Annotated in this window: 14 protein-coding genes; 9 read left to right on the top strand and 5 right to left on the bottom strand. The window is 42.9% G+C overall.

Translation table 11 applies throughout. The features are described 5' to 3' along the window. Positions 1-320 precede the first annotated feature (320 nt). The 5 genes from QL898_RS11310 to mmsB all read left to right on the top strand — a co-directional run bounded on the left by QL898_RS11310 (position 321) and on the right by mmsB (position 6445). Positions 321-1805, top strand: a complete 1485-nt coding sequence (locus QL898_RS11310) for a CoA-acylating methylmalonate-semialdehyde dehydrogenase (RefSeq protein ID WP_290176872.1) — start codon at positions 321-323, stop codon at positions 1803-1805. Between the two features lie 219 nt (positions 1806-2024). Further along, entirely contained in the window at positions 2025-3185 is a 1161-nt protein-coding gene (locus QL898_RS11305; protein ID WP_290176871.1) for an acyl-CoA dehydrogenase family protein, read from the top strand. Between the two features lie 32 nt (positions 3186-3217). After that, positions 3218-4000, top strand: a complete 783-nt coding sequence (locus QL898_RS11300; protein ID WP_290176869.1) for an enoyl-CoA hydratase — start codon at positions 3218-3220, stop codon at positions 3998-4000. A 71-nt stretch (positions 4001-4071) separates the two neighbouring features. After that, positions 4072-5331 (top strand): enoyl-CoA hydratase/isomerase family protein, encoded by a 1260-nt coding sequence (locus tag QL898_RS11295; RefSeq protein WP_290176868.1) that lies wholly within the window; start codon positions 4072-4074, stop codon positions 5329-5331. Positions 5332-5500: 169 nt separating this feature from the next. Further along, positions 5501-6445 (top strand): 3-hydroxyisobutyrate dehydrogenase, encoded by a 945-nt coding sequence (gene mmsB, locus QL898_RS11290; RefSeq protein WP_356639171.1) that lies wholly within the window; start codon positions 5501-5503, stop codon positions 6443-6445. Between the two features lie 206 nt (positions 6446-6651). On the opposite strand, the gene QL898_RS11285 is transcribed toward mmsB, so the two are convergent. Continuing rightward, positions 6652-7410: an IclR family transcriptional regulator gene (locus QL898_RS11285; RefSeq protein WP_290176865.1), complete on the bottom strand. Its 759-nt coding sequence runs from the start codon at positions 7408-7410 to the stop codon at positions 6652-6654. A gap of 593 nt (positions 7411-8003) precedes the next feature. Between QL898_RS11285 and QL898_RS11280 the strand changes: the two genes are divergently transcribed. Continuing rightward, the gene (locus tag QL898_RS11280) at positions 8004-8855 is read left to right on the top strand and encodes a hypothetical protein (RefSeq protein ID WP_290176864.1); all 852 of its coding nucleotides are present in this window, start codon (positions 8004-8006) and stop codon (positions 8853-8855) included. A 136-nt stretch (positions 8856-8991) separates the two neighbouring features. Here the strand turns inward: QL898_RS11280 and QL898_RS11275 are convergent, their stop codons facing one another. From QL898_RS11275 to QL898_RS11265, 3 genes are all read right to left on the bottom strand, one after another. Beyond that, the gene (locus QL898_RS11275; protein WP_290176863.1) at positions 8992-9807 is read right to left on the bottom strand and encodes a 4'-phosphopantetheinyl transferase superfamily protein; all 816 of its coding nucleotides are present in this window, start codon (positions 9805-9807) and stop codon (positions 8992-8994) included. A 187-nt stretch (positions 9808-9994) separates the two neighbouring features. Continuing rightward, positions 9995-10513, bottom strand: coding sequence for a peptidoglycan-associated lipoprotein Pal (gene pal, locus QL898_RS11270; protein WP_057760480.1), 519 nt, complete (start codon positions 10511-10513; stop codon positions 9995-9997). 141 nt (positions 10514-10654) lie between these two features. Beyond that, positions 10655-11263, bottom strand: coding sequence for a DUF6231 family protein (locus QL898_RS11265; protein ID WP_290176862.1), 609 nt, complete (start codon positions 11261-11263; stop codon positions 10655-10657). Between the two features lie 434 nt (positions 11264-11697). Between QL898_RS11265 and pepN the strand changes: the two genes are divergently transcribed. After that, on the top strand, positions 11698-14298 hold the full coding sequence (pepN, locus tag QL898_RS11260; protein WP_290176880.1) for an aminopeptidase N: 2601 nt from the start codon (positions 11698-11700) through the stop codon (positions 14296-14298). Between the two features lie 234 nt (positions 14299-14532). Here the strand turns inward: pepN and QL898_RS11255 are convergent, their stop codons facing one another. Then, positions 14533-15615 carry a 3-deoxy-7-phosphoheptulonate synthase gene (locus QL898_RS11255; RefSeq protein WP_102078467.1) on the bottom strand — a complete coding sequence of 361 codons (1083 nt, stop codon included), beginning with the start codon at positions 15613-15615 and terminating at the stop codon, positions 14533-14535. A 429-nt stretch (positions 15616-16044) separates the two neighbouring features. Between QL898_RS11255 and lpxB the strand changes: the two genes are divergently transcribed. Next, a complete protein-coding gene (gene lpxB, locus QL898_RS11250) occupies positions 16045-17361 on the top strand; it encodes a lipid-A-disaccharide synthase (protein ID WP_290176861.1) in 1317 nt (438 codons plus the stop codon). 22 nt (positions 17362-17383) lie between these two features. Next, positions 17384-18262 carry a ribonuclease HII gene (locus QL898_RS11245; protein WP_290176860.1) on the top strand — a complete coding sequence of 293 codons (879 nt, stop codon included), beginning with the start codon at positions 17384-17386 and terminating at the stop codon, positions 18260-18262. Positions 18263-18626: the final 364 nt, after the last annotated feature.

The raw sequence follows: 18626 nt of genomic DNA, 5'->3' as shown, positions 1-18626 counted from the left end.
AAAATAGTGATGTTGTTCATTGCGTATCAAATTCAGGTTAACTTTAAAAAGCTCATGAGTCATCATGGGCTTTTTTGTTTTTGTTATTTAAACAATTTTTATAAGAGCACGTGCTATTAAAATAAACTTAGCAAAAATTTTGATAAAGCGCTTGACCGTAAAAATGATTTATTGTTATAGTCAATAACGATACAAAATAAATCATTTTAAAATTTAGTTTTTAATAATGTTTTATAGTCAGATACTCATCGCTTTTATTTTTCTAATAAATATCTAGGTGCCGTCACACGGTAGTCTCGCAAAAAAGATAAGGATATCTTATGCACCACGTTCAACAGCTCATCAATGGTCAGTTCGTACAATCAAACACCGACGAATGGATTGATATCACTGATCCAGCGACGCAAGAAGTCATTGCCAAAGTGCCACAAACTACTAATGATGAGATTAACCAAGCTGTCGCAGCCGCACAGACTGCGTTTGAGACATGGCGCAAAACGCCAATCACCACGCGTGCGCGTATCTTTTTAAAGTATCAGTCTCTGATTCGTGATCATATGGATGAGTTGGCAGAAATCTTGACCGCAGAGCAAGGAAAGACGATTGCTGATGCACGCGGTGATGTGTTCCGCGGTTTAGAAGTGGTAGAGCATGCCGCTGGTATCGCCAATTTGCAAATCGGCGACTTTGTAGAAAACGTCGCATCAGGCGTTGATACTTATAGTATTTGGCAACCACTCGGTGTTTGTGCTGGTATTACGCCATTTAACTTCCCCGCGATGATTCCGCTATGGATGTTCCCAATGGCGATTGCTACGGGTAATACATTCATCCTAAAACCGTCTGAACAAGATCCGATGGTGACTATGCGCTTAGTTGAGCTAGCGATTGAAGCGGGCGTACCAGAAGGCGTGCTGAATGTGGTACATGGCGGCAAAGCAACCGTCGATGCTATCTGCGACCATCCAGATATCAAAGCGGTTTCTTTTGTGGGTTCTACCAACGTTGGTAAACATGTCTATGAGCGTGCCAGCCAATCAGGTAAGCGTGCTCAATGTATGATGGGTGCAAAAAACCACGGTGTTATCCTGCCTGATGCTAATAAAGAGCAAACTCTCAATCAGCTAGCAGGCGCAGCATTTGGCGCCGCTGGTCAACGCTGTATGGCACTGTCAGTCGTCGTACTAGTAGGCGCAGCTGGTGAATGGATTGATGAGATTAAAGCCAAAGCAGAAAACTTAATCGTTTCAGCTGGCAAAAATGACAAGGATTTGGGACCACTGATTTCGCCTGCTGCAAAGGCCCGTGTCGAGCATTTGATTGGAACTGGGGTAGAAGAGGGCGCAAGCTTGATACTTGACGGTCGTGGAATTACCGTTGAAGGGTTCGAGAAAGGTAACTTTGTAGGCCCAACTATCTTTGATAATGTCACAAGTGATATGCAAATTTATCAACAAGAAATCTTTGGTCCAGTACTATGTATCATGCGTGCTAACAGCTTGGACGAAGCGATTGAACTACTGAATGCCAATCCACATGGCAATGGTACGGCGATATTTACTCAGTCAGGGGCGGCTGCACATAAGTTCCAGCAAGACATTCAGGTTGGTCAAATCGGTATTAACTTGCCAATCCCTGTGCCACTACCTATGTTCTCATTCTCAGGTTCACGTGGCAGCAAGCTTGGTGACCTAGGTCCTTATGGCAAGCAAGCCGTCCAGTTCTATACTCAGACAAAGACAGTGACCGCACGTTGGTTTGATGATGAAGCAAGCCGCGGTGTCAACACAACGATTTCAATTTAATCGTGAGCTCACTGTTGTTTCAGTATGACATTTTGTGTTTTCGGTATGACGATAATGCGACTTGCGGTACTATTAAACGCAATTTTACTATCGTTATGCCGCTATCATGTCGCGCTAATGTCTTATAAAATCTCTGATCAACATTTTTACTAACGCTTTTATTGATGTTTATCTGAAATTTAAGCCCTCTATTTGATCTATAAGAACAAGGATGACCCTATGGATTTTTCATTGACCGATGACCAAGTCGCCTTTCGCCAAACGGCTCGTCAGTTTGCGCAAAAAGAGCTAAAGCCAAACGCTGCTGAATGGGATCGCAACTCGCATTTCCCAATAGATGTGATCAAAAAATCTGGTGAGCTTGGCTTTTTGGGACTGTATACCAATCCAGAGTATGACGGCTTAGGCCTCCCAAGACTGGACTCAGCGATGGTATTCGAAGAGCTTGCATGGGGCGACACGGCTGTAGCAGCGTATATGAGTATTCATAACATGGCCGCATGGATGATTGGTGAATATGGTAGCGATACGCTATGCAAAAAATATCTACCCAATATGGTCAGCGGTGAGTGGCTTGGCAGCTACTGCTTAACAGAACCAAATGCAGGGTCTGATGCAGCCTCCTTACGTACCAAAGCGGATAAGCAAGGCGAGCATTACGTACTGAACGGTGAAAAAACCTTTATTTCTGGCGCAGGCTCAACCGATGTATTGGTAGTGATGGCGCGTACGGGCGCGGCAGGGCCAAAAGGCGTGTCAGCGTTCGTCGTAGATGCCAATAGTGCTGGTATCGAATATGGCAAAAACGAGCATAAAATGGGCTGGAAAGCACAGCCGACACGGACGATTAGTTTTAAAGATGTCAAAGTCCCAGTAGAAAACCTGATAGGTGAAGAAGGTCAAGGCTTTCGTATCGCGATGAAAGGACTGGATGGTGGTCGTATTAATATCGGTATTTGTGCGGTAGGAACGGCACAAGCGGCGTTAGAGACGGCAACCAGTTACGTACAAGAGCGTAGCCAGTTTGGTAGCCCAATTGCTAGCTTACAATCGGTACAGTTTAAACTTGCTGATATGTTGACTCAGACCATCGCCGCACGCCAAATGCTGTATCTAGCAGCTGATAAAGTTGATAACAATGATGGACAAGCGTCTACCTACTGCGCGATGGCAAAGCGTCTATCTACGGATCTTTGTTTCGATGTTGCCAATGAAGCCCTGCAGTTGCACGGCGGCTATGGTTATCTAAATCAATATCCACTTGAGCGCCATGTACGAGACTTACGTGTGCATCAAATTCTGGAAGGTACCAATGAGATCATGCGTGTGATTATTTCACGTCAGGTCTTGCAAGATGAAGGGTTAAGTCAGCTCCGCTAACTTATCTCGTTTTACTGAAACAAGGATGTTTTATGACAGAGTATACAAATCTACAGCTATCAATTGATGGCCATACCGCAACATTGACGTTGAATAACCCACCGGCACATACGTGGACGATAGACAGTCTACATGCACTTAAGCAGCTCATTACCGACCTCAATGCCAACGACGATATCTACGCATTGATTGTGCATGGAGATGGCGAAAAATTCTTCTCAGCTGGTGCAGATTTAAACAACTTCTCAGATGGTGATAAAGGCCGCGCAATAAGCATGGCGATTGCATTTGGCGAAGCGTTTGAGGCCCTGTCTGCCTATCGCGGTGTCAGTATTGCCGTCATCAACGGCTATGCGATGGGTGGCGGACTAGAGTGTGCGCTTGCATGTGATATCCGTATTGCAGAAGCGCACGCTCAGATGGCACTGCCAGAGACAGGTGTGGGGTTACTGCCCTGTGCAGGTGGTACCCAAAACCTACCTTGGCTAGTCGGTGAAGGGTGGGCAAAGCGTATGATACTGTGCGGTGAACGCGTTGATGCAGAGACTGCATTACGTATTGGCTTGGTTGAGGAGGTCACGGCAAAAGGCTCGGGACTACAAGCCGCTCAAGATTTGGCAAAGAAAGTAGCGAAACAATCGCCTGTCGCCGTCAGTTATTCTAAAGCACTTATTCAGGCGGCTAGAGACACGCCGCCTGCACAAAATCTTATCCATGAGCGTGAAGCTTTCGTTAAGCTATTTGACACAATGGATCAGCGCGAAGGGGTGCAAGCCTTTTTAGAAAAGCGTCAACCCAATTGGCAAAACAAATAAGCATTGCTTAAAATTCTTGAGTCATAACACTCATGACATTATTTAACTTTTTAACTTTGTAGGTCACTTTTATGACAGCAGCTACCGACGATACCCAAAACTCTTCGAATAATACCGAGCAAGAGGCCTCTGTATTGTTCAATACTGAACCGACAGATTGTGGACGCTTGATTGGAGTCATGACACTTAACACCCCAAAATCACTTAATGCACTCAGCGTTGATATGTGTCAATTGCTCTCAGCGCAGTTAGAGCAGTGGCAAGCGGACGAGCAAGTGGTAGCGCTTGTGTTAAAAGGTGCGGGCGACAAAGCGTTCTGTGCGGGCGGCGATATTCGTAAGCTCTATGACAGCATGTCTACCAGTGCACCAATGCCAAACCCGTATGCTACTGAGTTTTTTAGTCACGAGTATCGTCTCTATCGTCAAATGCACTTTTATCCGAAACCACTGATACTTTGGGGTGACGGTATCATCATGGGCGGCGGTATGGGACTGATGGCAGGATGTAGTCATCGTCTGGTCACTGAGCGCACACGTTTCGCCATGCCTGAAGTCACTATTGGACTGTTCCCTGATGCTTCTGGCAGTTGGTTTTTACAGCGTATGCCTGCTAAGACGGGTTTGTTTTTAGGTCTAACTGGCGCGATGTGCAATGGCAGCGATGCACTATTGGCCAATCTAGCAGAGTATGCCGTTGCCAGTCATGATTATGATGCCGTCATACAGCGTCTTAAACAGAGCGACTGGCAGGCAGTCGATAACACGAGCGGTGCAGATAAGTGCCATAGCAATAGCGCACATAGTATTGTCAGTCGTGCACTTGCTGAACTGCCCGTAGCCGAACTGTCTGATAGTAAGCTTGCAACTTACTGGCAGCCTATTCAGCAACTGATGAATAGTGGCGGTCTGGCTGATATCGATGCATTGCTACAAAGCGATGAAGCACTCATGCAGCTAAACCAAGACTTTGCAGAAGACAGTTGGACTCAGCGCGCAGTTGCAACCTATCGGCATGGCTGCCCAGTCACGGCTGCATTAACCTATGCGTTATATCACAAAGTCGCTGACCTATCGATCGAACAAGTACTGTATTTAGAGACCAATGTCGCAGTACATTGCGCGGCCAATCCTGATTTTAAAGAAGGCGTGCGGGCATTATTAATTGATAAAGATAGAAATCCCAAATGGTCGCGTTCATTGGCAGACTGTCTAAGTGTAGAAGGGCAGGCGTATATCGATCAGCATTTTGGCAATCCTTATCCAAAAGGTGAGCATCCTTTGGGCGATTGGCTGGGTAGCGATGCCTTGGGTAGTCGATACGTCGGCTGACTGCCTAAAAGAAATTTATAACGTAAGACTGTCAGCGATTTTATAAAGTTTTAAAGAAGGATGCTAAGACATAAGATAGTAGCATTCACTAGTAAGCAATATTCACTAATAAATACTGTCAAACAGTATGTAGCAATAGCTACATTATAAATCATCAAGGAGTGATGAGATGGGTACAAAGGATATAAGTACAATGAATAATGAGCCCAGCAAACCGAATATCGCCTTTATTGGGCTTGGGAATATGGGTGCGCCAATGGCAGAGAACTTATTAAAGGCAGGTTACACGCTATCTGTCTTTGATTTGTCTGAAGTTGCAACCCAGCGCCTAGCACAAGCAGGGGCTAGTGTCGCAAAAAGTCCTAAAGATGCTGCCAGTAATGCTCAAGTTGTGATTAGTATGTTGCCTGCAGGCCAGCATGTACATTCTGTATATTTAGGCGATAGTGGCTCTAATGGATTACTTGCAGAACTGCCAAAAGGCACGCTTGTAATTGACAGTAGTACGATTGCGGCAGCTGATGCAAGGACAGTAGCAGAGGCGGCAAGTAAGCTTGGGATAGACTTCTTGGATGCACCAGTCTCTGGCGGTACAGGCGGGGCAGTTGCTGGTAGCTTGACCTTTATCGTCGGTGGCGATGCTGCTGCTTTTGCTAAGGCTGAGCCAATACTTGCTGTGATGGGGAAAAACATCTTTCATGCTGGCGAGCACGGCGCAGGACAAGTCGCAAAAATCTGCAACAATATGCTGTTAGGTATTCTGATGGCAGGCACGGCAGAAGCGATTAATCTAGGTGTCAAGAACGGCTTAGACCCCAAGGTGCTATCAGACATTATGCTACAGAGTTCAGGGCGTAATTGGACACTAGAAGTTTATAATCCTTATCCAAAAGTCATGGAAAATGTGCCTTCTAGCAATGGCTATCAAGGTGGCTTTATGAGCAAATTGATGCAAAAAGATCTAAACCTTGCGATGCAGACTGCTCAAGACACTGAAGTAGACACGCCAATGGGTGCTAAAGCAACAGAATTATATGCCTCACATACTGTAGAGAATGGTGATAAAGACTTTTCTAGTATTATCGGACGTCATGATGTCTCATTATTGTCTTAAACATGACTCTCTTAACTGTGTCTCTTTTGGGTGTAACCTTCTTAGACATATCAATTTTTAGACATGCTAACTCTTAAAAATACTAATATTAAGAATTTTTAGTATCACTAGTAGATGGCATTAATTAAGAGAATGCATTTGCTAAAAAGAAAAAGGTCTACGCTAAAATCATAGCGTAGACCTTTTTTGATGGCTAATAGATAGTATTAGCTCTGCAGATCATAGACGAGCGTCTGAACGTCTTGTGCGGCTTCTTGCAGTCTTGGTACGTGCGTCAGCAAATCATCTAAGGAGACGCGTATGGTGGGCGCATGCAGATAGAGAGAAGCCAGATAGCGTTGCTTTTTATCCAAGATAGGTACAGCCACTGCCACCATCTCAGAGATAAACTCCTCATTATCAATGCCGATACCAGTATCAGCGATACGATCAAGCTCGGCATTTAATGCATTGATATCAGTAATCGTATTCTTAGTAAACTTATCTAATGGCAACCCTTGTAGAATTTTCATACGGCTAGTTGTAGATAGTTGGCTTAGATAGAGCTTGCCAGTCGCTGTACACCACATGGGTGATTTTGCTCCGACAGGAAGATAAATCTGTAGTGGTAAGGTCGTTTGAGCACGGTTGGTATAGATCATATTCATATGATAAGGAATACCAATGCCGCAAGTTTCTTTTAGCTCGTCAACCAGCTTTTGCAAAATCATCTGCCGTTCGTTAAAAAATAACCGTTGCTGCCAGAGCTCAACGCTCAAATTGCGTACGCGCTTACCAGGGATAATACCGCCACCAATATCAACAGTCAAAAAACCATCATCAACCAAGTTTTGAATCAATCTATGAATGGTCGGTTTAGGGATATCTAGCTCCTGTGAGAGCTCAAGTGGAGAAAGCGGTTTTGAAGCATAGGACACTGCTTCGATGATTTCTAGTACACGGGTAATCGACGATACTTTAGGCATATATATGGCTCAGTAGGAGTAAAGAAATAGAGCAGGCAGCATCACAAGGTTTTCATAAATAAGACAAATAGTGACATTACTAACGTTCTATAACAAATCTATTATAACAACTAATTTAGCATAATATTCGCTTGAGGCAAGCGTTAGTCGCGTTATATGAGATCATTTATATCGTTTTATTTGTTGGCGTAGATTTGCCTATATACGTAACAATAGATACGTCAACTCACAAGGCACACTATTCTGTAAGGTTGAGCCATATAATTGTCATTGATTCAAAGTGCGTTCTAGATAACTATGTGGACATGTTTTGCAATACCCTTACATAAACATTAAGCAAGCGAAGTCTCATGTTTACGCTGTTTGGTTACTTTAAGGACGTTATGTAACATAAAAGCGAATTTTTACAGATTGGTGTAGCAATTATTACAGTACCTATGCAATCTTTACATAATGGCAAATAAAAACAGCATCAGTAGGGGTGACTTTTCAAGTCAGAATTGTTTTAATCACCTCAACAAAATGATGGTTTAACAAAAGCACAATCATCGTTTTTTATGGGCGGGTTTATTTCACACTTTAGGAGAATAATTATGAAATTTATTAAATTGACGGCAATCTCTGCTGCTGTTCTAGCATCAACTGCTGCATTAGCTGCTGATCCAGTTATCGTTGTTGATGACAACGCTGCAGTTGCATATGAAGTTGAGCCAGTTGCTGTTGCCTATCAAGCAGAACCTGCTTCTTACGCATATGATGCTAACGCTGGTGTAGTAAGCAACACTACTGGCGCTGTTGTTGGTGGTACTAAAGGTTTCTTCAGTAAAGTAGTAAACCCAGCATCAGTTAGCGCTGAAGTTGGTACTCTAGGTTATGGTGCGAATATCGGTTGGTCACTTAACGAAAAAACTGAATTGCAAGCTGGTTGGGCAGGTGGCGATGTAGCTGACCTTTTCGGCGGTGATTTTGACGCAAATGACATCAATTATGATGTTGATAGTGATTTTAGCAATCCTTACTTAGGTGTGCAATTGCGTCCTACTGGTAACTGGTTCACGATGGGTGCTGGTATCATCGTTCCTGACAACGATATTGATGTGCGTGCAAATCCTGAGGGTAGTGGTGACGACGCGTATTACAGTGTTAATGGTGAAGAGTATCTATTAAGTGACGTAGGTGCTTTAGAAGGGACTATTGAACATCGTAACAAGTTAGCACCTTACCTAACAGTTGGTTTCCGTCCTAATATTACTAACAATTTTGGTTTGTTTGGTGAAGTTGGCGCAGCATATATGGGTAAAACCACTGCAACAATTAATCGCGTAGCTGGTAATACTAATCCAGATGCAGAACTTGTAGCTGACCAAGCTGAGAAAGATTTAGAAGATAAAGATTGGTTAGAGTGGTTCCCAATTGTTAAACTTGGTGCAACTTACCGTTTCTAATCTAATCACAGTTTAAAGACTGTCATTAGTAGAAAATAAAAAAACGATCCTTTTTAGGGTCGTTTTTTTATGCTTAAAATAAAGTATTAAAAGATATTCTAAAAATCAGGTTTGAACTTTACTTAGAAAACCTTGCTCAAAAAACGATGACAGTCTGCTGCGATTGTAACGCGGCAATACGATAAACAGATTGGTAATCCGTATCCTCACTATCATTGAATACAGAGTCAGAGTTAATCTCTTTGTTATTTTCAATCAAGCTAGGAATAAGGTGAGAGTAATCCATACCCAAGCCTTGAGCTAACGTATATTGGTTCACTTTGATAAAGCTTTCTTTTATTTGCCATAACAGTTTGGCAGCGCGTTCTCGCTGATCTGTAGATAGCTCTTGTAAAATAGCCAACTCACTCTCTGAGTAGAAACGTTTGACTACATGCCATGCAATATTATTGGCCTCTATATCGATACCAGCAGGACGCTGATGACTGATAACAACCGCTATTTTGCTGTGTAAATGCGTAAAATTTGTCTGATTCGATTCTGTAGTTTGCTTTGAACTACTAACTCCTGTATGACTAAAGCATACGTAATGCTGACTATTAACGAGCCGATAGGGAAAGCTTGACTCATCTAAGGTGTCATCTATTTCTAGTTTTCTAAGCAGCTCTTGCAATAGTTGCCTGACGCCTTGTCGCTGCTGCTGACGCTGTTTACGTGCTAGAGTAGGTACTGAGTGTCTAGGTGCTGCTGTCGCCACTTTATAGTGCCATTTTAAGCTACTGAACTTGATGATGTCTTTATACGATGTATTACATGATGACAACCATAATGACTTTTTCCACAAGCTCTCAGTGACTGAATGACTGATTGACTCGCTCACTTGGGCCGTCACACACCATGTCTTGGTGTCGAGTTGAGTATACTGTATCTGGGTAAGGTTGAAAGTCGGCATATATTACTAGTCGTCAAAAACGATTATTATAGAACTGAATATATAAGAGTATGTAAGTTTGAACGCTATGTATTGTCTAAATAATCTATATTTAATTATTTGGTCAAAAATATCAAAAACCCAGCAATATACTTTTGCTGGGCTTTTATTTAATCATCGAACGCTATAAATAACGCTAAATCACAATTTAGTAAGACAGCTCAGCACGACGGTTTTGTGCATACGCGTCTTCTGTGTTACCAGCTGCTGCAGGGCGCTCTTCGCCATAGCTAATCACACGGATGTTGTTTGCAGTGACACCTTGAGCAGCAAGGTAGTTACGTGCAGCTTGTGCGCGTCGCTCACCTAGTGCCATGTTGTATTCACGGCTACCGCGTTCATCAGTGTGACCTGCGATAACGACAGTCGCTGCTGGGTTTGAATTTAGCAGACTTACGTGTTGGTTAAGGACGCTCGCTGATTGAGCAGTAATTTCGCTGCTATCAAAGGCAAAGTAGACTACTGCTTGGATATTCTCAGCGCCAGTAATGACAGCGTTTGAGTTATCAACGATAACCGCACCATTATAGCCAACTTGTCCACCTGGAATACCTAGCGGAGCAACAACAACTTCTGAGGTAGAACGCTTGGTCGCACAACCAGTGGTTAGTGCAACGGCACTTGATAGCACAGCAAGAACAGCGATCTTAGAAAAACTGATTGACATGACGAGCTCCTAAAATTTTAATTAAATTTGTTTTTTTAAACTGCTTCCGATAAAACTTAGGCAATCTCTATCTATAATATACTAAATGTTAATTTATGTAAGTATTTTTACTGTAAATTACGATAGATAAAATTGAGTGTATTACCAGCGATGCTTGCCCCAGTTTTCAGGGTTGGCCCAGTAGTCAGCATTGAGCCAATTTGGTAGTTGTTTGTAGTCATATAGATTAAATTGCCAAAGCGTCGCAGTAACGGTTGATGAGGTAATAGATTGAATGTCATCAATATTTAGAGATGGCTCATTCAATATATCAAATGGCGTAAAGCCATAAGGTTTCAAATCTATCGAGCTGTCCAATGCAATAAGTAAATGCGCGGCATACAGGTCACGGTAGCGCATCAGTAGCGGCACATAGTGTTGAGTCAGCTCTTCTGACAAAGTAGGCAGCCAAAAGCAAGCAAGCTCATAACGATCAGGTACATGCTGTTTAGCAAGATCTGATAGCGTTGATAAGTGTCGTGCGTTCAGCCTTGATTTAGTGTTCTCATTAGTAGATGTAGTATCGTCAAGTTGTGCTTGTAGTGCTAATAAGTCGGCATGGTTATGTGTTACCCATAATGCTTCACTATTATCTTTATTATGCTCAGGTGACTGTTCTGTCTGAGTCGTCAATGAGGGTAGTAGTGCCTCAACATACTCCATAAGCAAAGGTAGGGTAATGTCTGCACGTTTCACCGTATTTTTTGTCATATAATAGGCCGTTAGTTAAATGATTGGTCATCAGTACGACTATTAAATCATTTTCAACGACATTATCCAATTGATAACGTATGTTTCATATTTAAATCATCTTGAACCGACGATATCTTACTATACATACTTGAAATTTGGCGATTTAGGTCAATCTAGCTATAAGCTTAAAGAGAAGGTAAGATTAGCGATTAAAATTAGCTTAATCATTGCAAAGCTTTGTCTATGTGCTTAGTTTACTAAGTGCTTAGCTGATTAGTTAGCCTAAAGATAAAGTCTTTATTTGCACTAGAGCCTTCTGCAAATAGCGAAATGATATTACTCATTACTATCTTACTCATTCCCAGTAAAAATAACTTATAACCAAACCACCGATAATAATAGGACACCATATGTCTACTGCTGAAACTGATGCACAAATCATCAATCCTGAAATGCCAGATGTGCCGCCTCATGCGCCAAGCAAGATTAACTTAAAAGACTATACCAAACCAAGTTTTGATGTCGAGACAGTGCATTTAGATATTAAGCTGTTTGAAGACTATGCGCAGGTAGACAGTACGCTTGAGATGGTACGTCAAACGGCAGGGGACATTGTTTTATTTGGCGAGTCATTAGAGCTGCTAACGATTACGATGAATGGTAAGGTACTGAGCACTGAGGATTATCAGCAGGAAGCGGGTAAGCTGACGATTCATAATTCTCCTGAGCGAGCTACTTTAGATATTCAAGTGCGTATCTGCCCACAGACCAATACGGCGCTTGAAGGTTTATATATGGCGGGCAGTGGCGACGATACTATGTTTGTCACTCAGTGCGAGCCAGAAGGTTTCCGTAAGATAACTTTTTATCCGGATCGCCCTGATGTGCTAGCGATATTTACCACGCGACTTGAAGCAGATAAGCGCTATCCGACGTTATTGGCCAATGGTAACTTAGTCGAAGCAGGTGAAGTGGCCGATGCGCCAGACCGCCATTATGCCATCTGGCACGATCCAACCAATAAGCCAAGTTATCTATTTGCCTGTGTGGTTGCTGATTTAGACGTATTGACAGATTCTTATACGACCAGCGAAGGTCGAGAAGTGTTGCTTGAGTTGTACGCCAAGTCTGCTGATATCGATAAATGCGATGTCGGTATGCAAGCCCTAAAAGATGCCATGGAGTGGGATGAGGTCAATTATGGTCGAGCCTACGATCTAGATCGCTACATGATTGTGGCGGTCAGCCAATTCAATATGGGGGCGATGGAAAATAAGGGCTTGAATATTTTTAACACTGCTTGCGTGTTATCTAGCCCTGATACGACCACTGATGCCCGTAGTTTTAGCGTAAAAGCCATTATTGCTCATGAGTATTTTCATAACTGGACAGGTAACCGTATTACTTGCCGTGATTGGTTTCAGCTGTGCTTAAAAGAAGGTTTTACCGTTTACCGTGATCAGTCATTCTCAGCAGATCAGCAGTCAAGTGCGGTGCAGCGTATTGATGACGTAGCGACTCTACGTGCCCATCAATTCAGCGAAGATGCAGGCCCATTAGCACACCCAGTACGTCCAGAAAGTTTTGTTGAGATTAATAATTTTTATACGACAACTGTCTATGAGAAAGGCGCTGAAATTGTGCGTATGATTGCCAATACATTAGGGCCAGATGATTTCCGAAAAGGAACAGATGAGTACTTCCGTCGTTATGATGGACAAGCAGTAACGGTTGAGGACTTCTTGTCAGCGCTGAGTATCACTGATGACAAAATCGAGAATTTTATCGATTGGTATCGTCAACCTGGTACACCAGTAGTATCAGGCTCTCAAACCTATGATAGCACCGCACAGACGCTGACCATCACTTTGAATCAGCAGACACGCCATGTCAAAGGCTTTGATGCACCAAAACCATTGCCGATCCCTGTAGCAACAGCATTGTTCGATAAAGACTCAGGTGCTATCGTCGCTGAGCGTATGTTATTGCTTGACGAGGCGACGCAAACGTTTGTCTTCGAAAACGTTGCGAGCGAGCCTGTTGTGTCATTACTACGTGATTTTAGCGCGCCAGTACAGCTTAACTATGACTACCAAGATGCAGACTTAGCGTTCTTGCTTAAGCATGAAACCAATGGGTTTAACCGCTGGCAGGTTACTCAAATGCTAGTAAATCGTATTTTGCTGCAAGGACAAGGTGCGAAGAGCAGCCCTGATGTATACCTAGAAGCATTGGCGCAGACGCTGCCTGTCTTAGCGGCTGATGATGCGATGCTAGCGGCACGATTGCTTGATATTCCATCAGCGCAAGAGTTGGCTTCTGCTATTTCTAAAGACTACGATCCAGTGCTGGTTAAAGAGCAGCGCGATGGGCTATATAAGCAAGTAGCTGGTAAGTTAAAAGACCAATGGGTTGAGTTGTACAACAACTTGCCAATGCAGGCTTATGAGGATAGCGCTGAAGCTCGAGGCATTCGTGCGCTGCGTAATGTCGTGCTTGACATGGCGTTGACTGCCAATGTAGATGATGCAGCAGACTGGGCGCAGCAGCAGTATGATAATGCGAGCTGTATGACTGAGCGCTTTGGTGCATTGAAGGCCATGGTCAATCATCAATTGGTAGATGCGGATAAGTACTTAGCGGACTTCTATGAGCGTTTCCAAGCAAATGATTTGGTTATCGATCTGTGGTTCAGTGTACAAGCTGCCGCTGACGATGTAACGCCTGATATGGTCAAGTCGCTACTGACGCACACAGACTTTGATTGGAATACGCCTAACCGTGTCCGTTCGGTTATCAGCGTTTTTAGTTCGCAACCGACGGTACTTTGGACGGCAGAAGGTCTAGAGATGTATACAGGTGTGATTCAGAAATTAGATGATGCCAACCCTGTACTGGCATCGCGCTTACTGCAAGTACTAGCTCGCTGGAATACGTTGGCTGAGCCTCGCCGTCAAATGGCGCATGAGCAGCTGGTAGATTTACGAAAGAATGTCTCGTCTAAGCATGTGCTCGAAAGCTTGGAGAGTGTGTTAGGTGCTGCAAATAGTTAATTGAGAGCAGTGCAATATGCATTGACATGTAATATCAATGTTATAAAAATACTAATGTAAAAATAAGGCTAGCTCTGACCAATTAACGAAACATGTATCGTTGCTGGTCATTGCTAACCAAGTCTTAGAATAGAGTGTTTCTTATAGAATATTCATAAATAAAAAGCCCCTTTCGCACTGGTGCGAAAGGGGCTTTTTATTATTTGCTCGACGATAATTTATCGCGGATAGCTATTAGCGATTTGGTAGTACATCTTTTACCATATCACGTAAGTCACGTAATGCTGTGACGGTGCTATCCCAATCTAGGCAGCCATCGGTGATTGATTTGCCGTACTCAAGCTGGCTCAAATCAGCAGTCAGTTTTTGATTGCCGCCTTTTAAGTGACTCTCAATCATCATACCGATAATTGATTTATTGCCGTTTTGAATTTGTTCGGCAACGTTTTTGATAACCATCGGTTGTAGGTAAGGGTCTTTACCGGAGTTGGCATGGCTTGAGTCAATCATAATCTTGCTATTGGTCTTGCCTTTTGCCAGCTCGTTTTCAACTTGGGCTACCGCAGTTTCATCATAGTTAGGCTTGCCATTACCACCGCGAAGTACCACGTGCGCGTAAGGGTTACCTTTAGATTTGATGATAGAGACTTTACCATCTGATGATAGACCTAAGAAGCTATGACCTTCTTTAACCGCTTGCATGGCATTTACAGCAACTGTCATACCACCATCAGTACCGTTCTTAAAGCCAACTGGGCATGATAGGCCAGAGCTCATTTCGCGATGCGTTTGGCTTTCAGTGGTACGTGCACCAATGGCTGACCAGCTGATTAGATCCTGTATGTACTGCGGTGTATTTGGATCAAGTGCTTCGGTCGCGCAAGGTAGACCTTTTTCATTCAAATCAAGTAGCAATTTACGAGCCGTGCGCAAGCCTTTTTCTATATCAAAGCTGTCATTCATGTCAGGGTCGTTGATCATGCCTTTCCAGCCAACCGTCGTACGAGGTTTTTCAAAATAAACACGCATGACCACAAATACACTGTCTTCAATTTCTTTTGCCAATACGGCCAAACGATCGGCATATTCGTGAGCGGCTTTGATATCGTGAATAGAGCAAGGGCCAATGACCACAAACAAACGCTTGTCTTTACCATCCAAGATATCTTGAATAGTATTACGACCTTTTAGTACGGTGTTATACGCGTCGTCTGACAGAGGCAGCTCGGCTTTTAGCTCGGCGGGGGTAATCAAAGGAATAAATTTTTCAATATTCACGTCGTCAATATCTGCATTATGGGTAACTGATGTTGTCATGGTTATATATCGTCTAGCTGATTTATAGGAATAATCATTATGCGGACAAAAGTGTTGGTTGACAAGGGTAGTCGAGCAGTTAATTGACTGATAACTGGAATGAGGAAACTAAAACTTAGTTATACTTATAGAGACTTAGCGTGATATTTGACGTTCTAAATGCACGTTTAGCATTTGGTTTTTCTATCTATTAATAAGAGTTGGTTGAGTTTTTGATGCATAACGTTCAGATTTTATGTATGAATTTCGCTATTTGTACCATCGTCAAGTATGATAGCAACATTAGCGATGGATGGCCCAAACTGTGGTATTAAAACAGTACGGATGAGTGCGCATATTATTCATGAGGTCGTATCGCTGATTTATTGCGTTATATTTTATAATAACGGTTTATTTTATTTTGTGTATTTCTAATATCGAGAGCTTGTCATGACAGATTCTGCTACGTCTCATCACCATACTGACCTCATTTATCAAGCCGAGACGGATTCTCAAGTAGCAAATATAAATGCTACGCCGCTAGTGATAGGCATCGTCGCAGGTGAGGTATCTGGTGACAGCTTAGGCGCAGATTTTATGCGGCAAATGAATAATCTACGTGATGATATTGTCTGGGTAGGCGTGGGCGGTACAAAGATGCAAGCACAAGGGCTACAGAGTATTTTTCCGTTAGAGCGCTTGGCAGTGATGGGTCTGGTTGAGGTCATGTCGCAGCTACCGGATTTGCTCAAAGCACGTCGCGAGCTATTGAGCGCATTTAAGGCTGCTAATATTGATTGGTTCGTCGGTATTGATGCACCTGATTTCAATTTACGCGTGTCCAAAAAACTAAAGCCCCAAGGCGTGTTTTGTGTGCAGTACGTCAGCCCTTCTATTTGGGCGTGGCGCGAGTCACGTATCCATAATATTAAAGCGGCGACCAATTTAGTGCTATGCCTATTCCCATTTGAGTTGCCAGTTTATGAGCGACATAACCATCCAGCGATCTGTGTGGGTCATCCCTTACTACGAACCATTGATCAGACCCTTATCGATACACCAATCAATCAACGTCGCAGTGAGCTCGTTTGGGACAATGATGGGTTGCAGCAGTTCTTCATCGAACGATTTGATGATGTGAGTCAGCTTATTTGTGTGATGCCAGGCTCTAGGCGCGGTGAAATTATGGCCATTTTGCCATTGATGCTTGATGGTATTCAAAAGTTAATCCTGTTAGATCCTAAGCTGTGCTTCATCATTCCAACGGTCGATCAAAACCATCAATATATCGTGCAAGAAGTGATCGACCAACGCTCAGAGCAGCTACGTGCAGCAATTGTGGTGGTCTATGATGATACCCAGCCAGAGTTTAGCCAACATGCCATGGCGGCATCAGATATCGTGATGCTAGCATCTGGGACAGCAACGCTAGAGGCAATGCTGCTTGAACGTCCGATGGTAGTAGTCTATCAATTAAATCAGCTCACTTACCAAATTGCCAAGCGTCTGGTAAAAGTACCATATGTGGCATTGCCTAATATATTGGCTAATGCACCAATCGTACCTGAGCTGATTCAAGAGCAAGCGAGCGGTGACAATATCTGCCGCATGGTAATGCGATTGCTACAACCACGCGCTTATGCCGAGCAATTACACGACTTACTAGTGACAAAGCAGTCACTACAACAGCAAAGTAACCATGAGCCTGCAAACAGCGTGATTGAACAGTGGTTTATCCAAAATACCGATACCGTCAATCCTAATTAAACGAGAAAGACCTCCTAATATTATGCATATCAACCAACATACAGAAAGCTCAGTTCAAATAATTGACATAAATATTGAGCACATTGATGTTAAAGGACAATATATTCAGTTAGCAGCGCCCATACGTTTATATGGGCAAATGAATACCGCTGAATTGCTTACTCAATATCTGTCTAATGATAACCAAGAGATGGAGCAATCAATACTGCAAATCGGCGTTGATGAAGCAGGGCGCGGCCCATTACTAGGTAGCGTCAATGTGGCGGCGGCAATATTACCTGCGACCTGGTCAGGATTGATTGAGGAACAACCGCTCAAAGACACGCCGTTATCGATACTGACAGATTCCAAACAACTGAGTGAAAAAAAGCGCGATATCCTTTATCCATTGGTTCAGCAGCATGCTATCGGTTATATCATCGCTGATATACCAGCAGCAGTAATCGATCAAGTGAATATCTTGCAGGCAACAATGCTTGGTATGCGCTTATGTACCGAATCGTTGCTAGAAGTGATTTTTAAAAGCTTTTCGACCGCGGAAAATGCTAAAAGTACGTCGCTCAATCAACTTAAAGTCGAAGTACTATTTGATGGAAATCGTTGTCCTGACTTGAATTATGATAGCTTTAAAAAGTTAGAGGTAGCGCCATTTGCAATTGATTGTCAAGCATGGGTAAAAGGCGATGCGCGTCATACTAGTATTGCAGCGGCCAGTATATTGGCAAAAGTAAGTCGTGATGAATCGATGTATACACTGGATGCTAAATATCCGGAATACGGTATTGCCAAACACAAAGGCTATCCGACGCGCGCGCACATGGCAGCAATCGAAAAATATGGTGTCTTGCCAATGCATAGACGTAGTTTTGCACCAGTAAGAAAAGCGCTAGAAATACAGTAGCTATAAAAAAGTGGCTATAAACAAGTGACTATAAACAAGTGACTATAAACAAGTGACTATAAACAAGTGACTATAGGAAAGTGACTATAGAAACGTGATCATAAAAAAGTGACTGTATAGCGGATATAAAAGAATCGTACTTTATAGATGATATCTTTGCCTTAAAAATAGCCTAAGCTTAGTGTTAATCTATAGACCTGAAAAGAAACCTGTTACTTGCAATCAGCGAGTAGCAGGTTTTTTTACAAAATAATGATCAAAAGTTCATAATTTGTATTACAATAGATATGATACTAAAATAAAACACTGTTAAATCAATTACTAACCACCCTGTAACTGATTTTGATTCTCATTGCTTTTCACA

The sequence above is a fragment of the Psychrobacter sp. APC 3279 genome, from assembly GCF_030407795.1.
GTDB lineage: Bacteria > Pseudomonadota > Gammaproteobacteria > Pseudomonadales > Moraxellaceae > Psychrobacter.
Note: the sequence above shows the minus strand (reverse complement) of the source record. Positions and strands in the feature narration are given on the sequence as shown.